The organism is Psychrobacter sp. CoH-33_TS_01 (assembly GCF_058189395.1).
The window spans coordinates 165,878-172,494 of the sequence record NZ_JBVGQI010000007.1; the positions used below are offsets into that span (position 1 = coordinate 165,878).

Genomic DNA, 6,617 nt, shown 5'->3' on the forward strand with positions numbered 1-6,617 from the left:
ACAAGTGACTAAGACTAACCGAATAGAAGGTTAATAAGGCATGACGTTTCTCAAATTACCTACTTGGCTAAAGGCCAGCCTGACGGTATTGATGAGCAGCTTGCTACTGACGGCCTGCGAAAAAGGGGTATTGCATCCTCAAGGCGCCGTCGGTATGCAAAACAAAGAGCTGATCATTGTTACCACCGGATTGATGCTGATTGTGGTCATTCCCGTCATCATCATGGCGGTCTGGTTTACTTATCGCTATCGCGAAGATCGCCCCGATGCTGATAAAGACTTTGATCCTGAATGGTCGCACAACACCCTGATTGAGATTGGGATGTGGACTATTCCTATCATCATTATCGCTATCTTAGCGGTCATTACGTGGCGCTCGACCCATGCGCTTGATCCCTATAAGCCGCTAGATCTTGCGGGTGACAAGCCCCCGTTAGAGATCGACGTGGTGGCGCAGAACTGGAAATGGTTGTTTATTTACCCGGAGCAAGATATTGCTGTGGTCAATGAAATCTATATTCCGGTCGATCGTGAGGTGAAATTCAATATCACCTCCGATACCGTCATGAACTCTTTCTTTATCCCCCGTCTTGGCAGTCAGATTTATGCTATGGCGAGCATGGTGACCCAGCTGCATTTGGTCGCTAATGAAGAGGGCGTTTATAACGGACTCTCGTCTAACTATAGTGGCCCTGGCTTCTCAGACATGAAATTTTTGGCTCACGCAGTCGATGATAAGTCATTTGACAATTGGGTGGCAAAAGTCAAATCAGGGGACCATAAAGTCCTAGACGTACCGACTTATCAAGAGCTCTCTAAGCCTTCAGAGAACCATCCGATTACCTACTTCAAAGCAACTCAGCCTGGCATCTTTGATCATATTGTTCATCAATATGAGGCTAAAACCGCAGGGCAAAATCAATTTGTCCCAGCCGATTCAGTCAATCAACGTGACGATGAAGCGGCTGTGCCTAAACAGCTAGAGTCTGATGCAAAACAGGATAGCGAAACGGAAATTAATCCGGCAGCGCCATCGAATGATAACGATGCGCAAGAAGATGACGCTCACGAATAAAAGAGGCAATTATGGAAGCAATATTTGGTAAATTGTCGCTTGAAGCGATTCCATACCATGAGCCCATTATTATGGGCGCTGCTGGGTTTATGGCATTGGTCGGCCTGGCAGCTCTATTTTTTATCACCAAAAACAAATGGTGGGGCACGCTCTGGCATGATTGGCTGACCTCAGTCGATCATAAAAAAATCGGTATTATGTATATCGTCGTGGCTATCGTCATGCTCCTGCGTGGGTTCAGTGACGCCATTATGATGCGTACCCACCAGATGATGGCCAACGCGCCAGGCGAAGGGTATTTACCGCCGCATCACTACGACCAAATCTTTACTGCGCACGGCGTGATTATGATTTTCTTCGTCGCCATGCCGCTAGTGGTAGGGTTAATGAATGCCGTAGTGCCGTTGCAAATTGGCGCGCGCGATGTGGCTTTCCCTTTCCTAAACTCCCTATCATTTTGGTTGTTCGTGACCGGCGCATTACTGGTCAACGTCTCCCTAGTGATCGGTGACTTTGCGGCGACAGGTTGGTTGGCTTATCCACCACTATCAGAGTTGGCATACAGTCCAACAGCGGGGGTCGATTACTATATTTGGGCCTTACAGCTCTCGGGACTGGGGACGCTGCTGACCGGGGTGAATTTCTTGGTGACCATCTTAAAGATGCGCGCCCCTGGCATGAAGCTCATGCACATGCCGATTTTCACTTGGTCAGCCCTTTGTACGAACATCTTGATCGTTGCTGCTTTCCCAGTATTGACCGCTACGCTCATCATGTTGACGCTTGATCGCTATCTTGGCATGCATTTCTTTACCAATGATGCCGGCGGTAACGTCATGATGTACATCAACTTGATTTGGATTTGGGGTCACCCAGAAGTCTATATCTTGGTATTGCCAGCGTTTGGTATTTTCTCAGAAGTTATCTCTACTTTCTCACAGAAGAAACTGTTCGGCTACGTCAGTATGGTCTATGCCCTAATGGTCATTGCATTCTTAAGCTTCGTCGTGTGGTTGCATCACTTCTTCACCATGGGGTCAGGCGCCAACGTGAATGCCTTCTTTGGTATCACCACGATGATTATTGCGATTCCTACGGGGGTCAAAGTATTCAACTGGCTGTTCACCATGTACCGCGGCAAGATTGTTTTTGGATCGCCTATCTTATGGACCGTCGGCTTTATCATCACCTTCACTGTTGGTGGTATGACTGGGGTCATGCTAGCGGTACCGGGCATCGACTTTGTTCTCCATAACAGTCTGTTCTTAATTGCGCATTTCCATAACACTATTATTGGTGGTGCGGTATTCGGTTACTTTGCTGGTATTACTTTTTGGTGGCCAAAAATGTTTGGCTATCGTTTGGACGAGAAGTGGGGCAAACGGGCCTTTTGGGGTTGGTTTATCGGCTTCTTCACTGCCTTTACCCCGCTATACGTGCTCGGTTTCTTCGGTATGACCCGTCGTACCAACCATTATGCTAATGACGTTTGGCAGTTCTGGCTCATCGTCGCGGCTATCGGTGCCTTTATCATCTTATTCGGTATTGTCAGCCAGCTAATCATGTTCTACGTGAGCTATCGTGATCGTGAGCGTTTGGCAGATGTTAGTGGTGATCCTTGGAATGGCCGTACTTTAGAGTGGAGCACACCATCACCTGCACCGTTCTATAACTTTGCGCAGATGCCGGTGATTAATGACTTAGATGCTTTAGCTCATTTGAAAGAAAGCGGCTGGACCTCAGAGAAAGCACCAAACTACTATAGCCCCATTCATATGCCTAAGAATACTGACTCTGGATTCCTAATCGGGGTTATTAGCTTTGCCTTTGGCTTTGGCTTTATCTGGCACATGTGGTGGTTGGTCGTCTTATCGTTCTTAGCGATGATTTTCTGCATGCTTCGCGAAGCCAATAAACGCGATATCGATTACATCGTCCCTGTACATGAAATCGAAGCAATCGAAAACGCTTACTACGAACGTCTTCGTACGGCCCGCGCAGGAGATGGATTATGAGTGGTACCGAAACTATGCATAAGCATAAAGTAAATAGTAACTTGCCTGATGACAATGGCGAACAGCTGTTGCCATCAGATGATTACAACAAAGGCAATATCGACTACTTTAATCACAGTGATCCGGACCATGCGGATCATGTGGATGGCTCATCAAATAAAGTACTGGGTTTCTTTGTTTACTTAATGACCGATTTGGTGTTATTCGCTACTTTCTTTGCCGCTTATTCGGTATTGAGTGTTGGTGTAGCCGACGGCCCAGGGCCCAAAGACATCTTTGATCTTAAGTTTGTCTTGATTGAGACCTTCTTACTATTGATTAGTAGTATTACCTTTGGCTTTGCCATGCTAGGTGCATTTGACAAAAACCTGCCTAAGCTACGCATGTGGTTGATTATCACTGCCTTATTCGGCATGGGCTTTGTGGGGATGGAGATTTACGAGTTCCATCACCTGATCGTTGAGGGCTTTGGACCAGACCGCAGTGCTTTCTTATCGTCATTCTTTAGTCTAGTCGGCCTACACGGTATGCACGTTACCGCGGGTATTCTATGGCTATTCTTCTTGCTCTATCAGATTAGTAAATTCGGTCTGTCTGAGCGGATGATGACTCGTTTAAGATGCCTAAGCTTATTCTGGCATTTCTTAGATATCGTCTGGATTTGCGTCTTTTCACTCGTTTATCTCACAGGGGTGTCGCTATGACAGATAAAGACTTACATCACGCCGAGCATGCAGCGGCCCATGGTGACGTGAGCCATGGTCAAAGCAGCCACGGCAGTCGTAACAGCTATATTGTTGGTTTTATCCTATCCGCTATCCTGACCGTTATCCCTTTCTGGCTCATTATGAGTCAGACCATGACGGGCTTTTCAGCAGTTTGGGTGATAGCCGGTTTTGCGGCCGCACAGGTTGCAGTACAGGTTTACTTCTTCTTGCATGTGGACTTTAGCCCTGAACAGCGCAATACGCTCTACAGTTTTTTGTTCACGTTATTCGTGGTCGCTATTGTCATGGTAGGCTCATTATGGATTATGCATAATGCCAACGAAAACATGATGCCAGGTATGAATATGGGCGGTGATTCCGATAAGAACATGCCTATGAAAATGCCGATGAATCCAGATGGCACGCCGCGGTTAGACCGTGAGCTTGAAGGGTTTGAGGATCAGCTAAACTTGCCACCTATGGATCAGTCCATGGATCACAGCTCGATGAACCATGACTCTATGAATGAAGAGTCTATGGATCATGCCGCTATGCCAAGTGAGCAAGCGACTACTGAGGCAGATAATGCTGCAGTAGCAGGTAGTCAGTAATAACGACCGAAATAGAGTAAAAGTTGGGCAATAGCTGCCTATTCTATTTGCGCTGCTAGTTGGCGCAATCTATTGTAAATGCTTAAAGGTTGATGTGTCGTCACTTTGGCGATTCATCACAACGGTCCGCGTCCAGTTAGGAGAGCACCATAACTGACTGGGCAGCGCACTGTACTCACTAGAGGCCTTAGGGTTTATGACGATATTAAGTGATGGACAATCATGAATAAACTCGCACAATTAAAACTCGATGTGGCCAAGCAACCCCTTGTTCAGGTGATTAAGCCTGGTATCGTCTTTGGCAATGCCATCACGGTTTTGGGCGGTTATTTTTTAGCCGCTAAAGGTCATCCCGATTGGCTGGTATTATTCCAAGTGTTGATTGGGACGATGGCGGTCATTGCTTCGGGCTGCGTGATTAATAACATCATCGATCGCGATATCGACTCAAAGATGCAGCGTACTTGTGATAGGGTTTTGGTCACCGGCCAGCTGTCGATTGTAAATGCCTTTTTATATGCTGCTGCTTTATTGGCTGTCGGGGTATTATGCCTTGCTGCCACGACTCCGTTGGCATTGTATTCGGCACTATTTGGTTATGCCGTCTACGTTGGGCTATACAGTCTCTATTTTAAACGCCAGTCGGTTTGGGGCACGTTTATCGGTAGTTTTTCAGGGGCCATTCCGCCTGTGATTGGCTACGCGGCGCTTACCCCTTCGATTGATGCAGTGTATTGGGTGCTATTCGCCATGTTTGCGATTTGGCAGATGCCACACGCTTATGCGATTGCGGTGTTCCGAGAAAAAGACTATAGCGCTGCCAAGATTCCGGTCTTGCCTGTGAAGTATTCTTTTCGCACCACCCAATGGCACATTACCATTAGCATTGCGCTATTTGTCATCGTGGGCAGTCTACTAACGGCACTAAAAGCCACCGGTTATGCTTATCTTGCCGTACATTTAGCGTTATCAGGTTACTGGTTATGGATTTCTATGAAGCCTATCAAGGTGGATAGTGAACAAGACCAAATAGCTCAGCAAGTGAAATGGGCCTATAAAGTCTTTGGTCTCTCTATCGTCATCATGATGGCCTTGTGCTTTATGATGGGCGTGAACTATATATAGTGGTTTTATCGGCACAATACTCCTAAAGGTATTATCGCCTATTTAATAAAAAAGCTACTGTCTTAGGATGGTAGCTTTTTTTTATGGGTGCTGGATAACCAGAATTCTGGAGATGATCCTGCTCTTGCTTGTATCTCCTCCGCTTTGTTCGATGCCGTGGGTTACGCTTCGCTAACCGCACGCTACGGGCATTGATGGACAATCAGAGGGGGGTAGGCTGCGGCTTTAGCCCAGCTAATCAAGAACCAAGATTTAGTAAATGTCGTAGCGTAGGTGGTAACCCACGGAAAGAAATATACCTACTTAAGAAGTCATTGCTTTATATAAGTAAGCACAGTTAAGGAAATGTGCACCCTCCTTTCTTAAAGGAGGGCAGGGGAGGATTTAGAGGATGGTTGAATTAAAAAGCTAGCTATATAAAGAACGCCCCCTTCCTTTTCCAAAGGAAGGGCAGGGGATGGATTTTCTATAGATATTAGGCATAAGGCGGAAGCAAAACTCACAGCAGCTATCATATAAATAGCTCATTTGAAATAAACTCTAAAAAGGGGGTTGACGCTCAAACTAGAATGCGTATAATACGCAGCCTGCCAAGAGGGAAAGGCAAGTTAACGATTATCTAAATTGATGATTGGAGAGCTTGATAGATAAGGGCTTAGAAGTTGAGAGACTTTTAAAAACTTAGAAATTACTTCTTGACACAGGCTATAAAGCGTCTATAATACGCACCTCATTGGGACGAGCTAAACAGTTGATTACGTATTAACTATCTAGCTAACCAGATGAAACAAATATAGAATAAAGCTTGACAGTAATCAAATTGATGATATACTTGACGGCTCGCTAAGTAAGACTAACAATTAGTTTATCTTATTAGTGATATAACTTAACTTGGACGACAAGCTAAGTCAACTATTTAAAAGCTAAATCAAAGAACAACTTGTGTGGATTTTTGCTGATTCAGAATGCTAAAAAATAAAGTTGGTTGAGTTCCTTTTCGGAACAAAGCTAACTATAAAAATTATCATTCTTTATAAGCAAAGAAACTCTAAGTTAATTCATTATATGAAACATACGGAAAGCA

General features: G+C 45.4%; 5 protein-coding genes. All 5 read left to right on the top strand.

Features of this window, described 5'->3' with window-relative positions:
• Positions 1-40: 40 nt before the first annotated feature.
• The 5 genes from cyoA (at position 41) to cyoE (ending at position 5,533) form a co-directional block, all read left to right on the top strand.
• Positions 41-1,075 (top strand): ubiquinol oxidase subunit II, encoded by a 1,035-nt coding sequence (gene cyoA / locus ACZ2XM_RS11875; RefSeq protein ID WP_490589222.1) that lies wholly within the window; start codon positions 41-43, stop codon positions 1,073-1,075.
• 11 nt (positions 1,076-1,086) lie between these two features.
• Positions 1,087-3,090 carry a cytochrome o ubiquinol oxidase subunit I gene (gene cyoB, locus ACZ2XM_RS11880; RefSeq protein ID WP_490589221.1) on the top strand — a complete coding sequence of 668 codons (2,004 nt, stop codon included), beginning with the start codon at positions 1,087-1,089 and terminating at the stop codon, positions 3,088-3,090.
• Complete coding sequence (gene cyoC / locus ACZ2XM_RS11885; protein WP_490589220.1) at positions 3,087-3,794, top strand: cytochrome o ubiquinol oxidase subunit III; 708 nt, start codon at positions 3,087-3,089, stop codon at positions 3,792-3,794. Before cyoB ends, cyoC begins: the two co-directional genes overlap by 4 nt.
• Positions 3,791-4,408 carry a cytochrome o ubiquinol oxidase subunit IV gene (gene cyoD, locus ACZ2XM_RS11890; protein ID WP_490589219.1) on the top strand — a complete coding sequence of 206 codons (618 nt, stop codon included), beginning with the start codon at positions 3,791-3,793 and terminating at the stop codon, positions 4,406-4,408. The genes cyoC and cyoD overlap by 4 nt, the downstream gene beginning before the upstream one ends.
• 222 nt (positions 4,409-4,630) lie before the next feature.
• Positions 4,631-5,533 (top strand): heme o synthase, encoded by a 903-nt coding sequence (gene cyoE / locus ACZ2XM_RS11895; protein WP_490589218.1) that lies wholly within the window; start codon positions 4,631-4,633, stop codon positions 5,531-5,533.
• The last annotated feature ends 1,084 nt before the right edge of the window (positions 5,534-6,617 follow it).

Bases quoted from the DNA above. Each gene is read 5' to 3' on its own strand.
- cyoB (WP_490589221.1), top strand. From the start codon at position 1,087: ATGGAAGCAATATTTGGTAAATTGTCGCTTGAAGCGATTCCATACCAT.
- cyoD (WP_490589219.1), top strand. From the start codon at position 3,791: ATGACAGATAAAGACTTACATCACGCCGAGCATGCAGCGGCCCATGGT.
- cyoE (WP_490589218.1), top strand. From the start codon at position 4,631: ATGAATAAACTCGCACAATTAAAACTCGATGTGGCCAAGCAACCCCTT.
- cyoC (WP_490589220.1), top strand. From the start codon at position 3,087: ATGAGTGGTACCGAAACTATGCATAAGCATAAAGTAAATAGTAACTTG.
- cyoA (WP_490589222.1), top strand. From the start codon at position 41: ATGACGTTTCTCAAATTACCTACTTGGCTAAAGGCCAGCCTGACGGTA.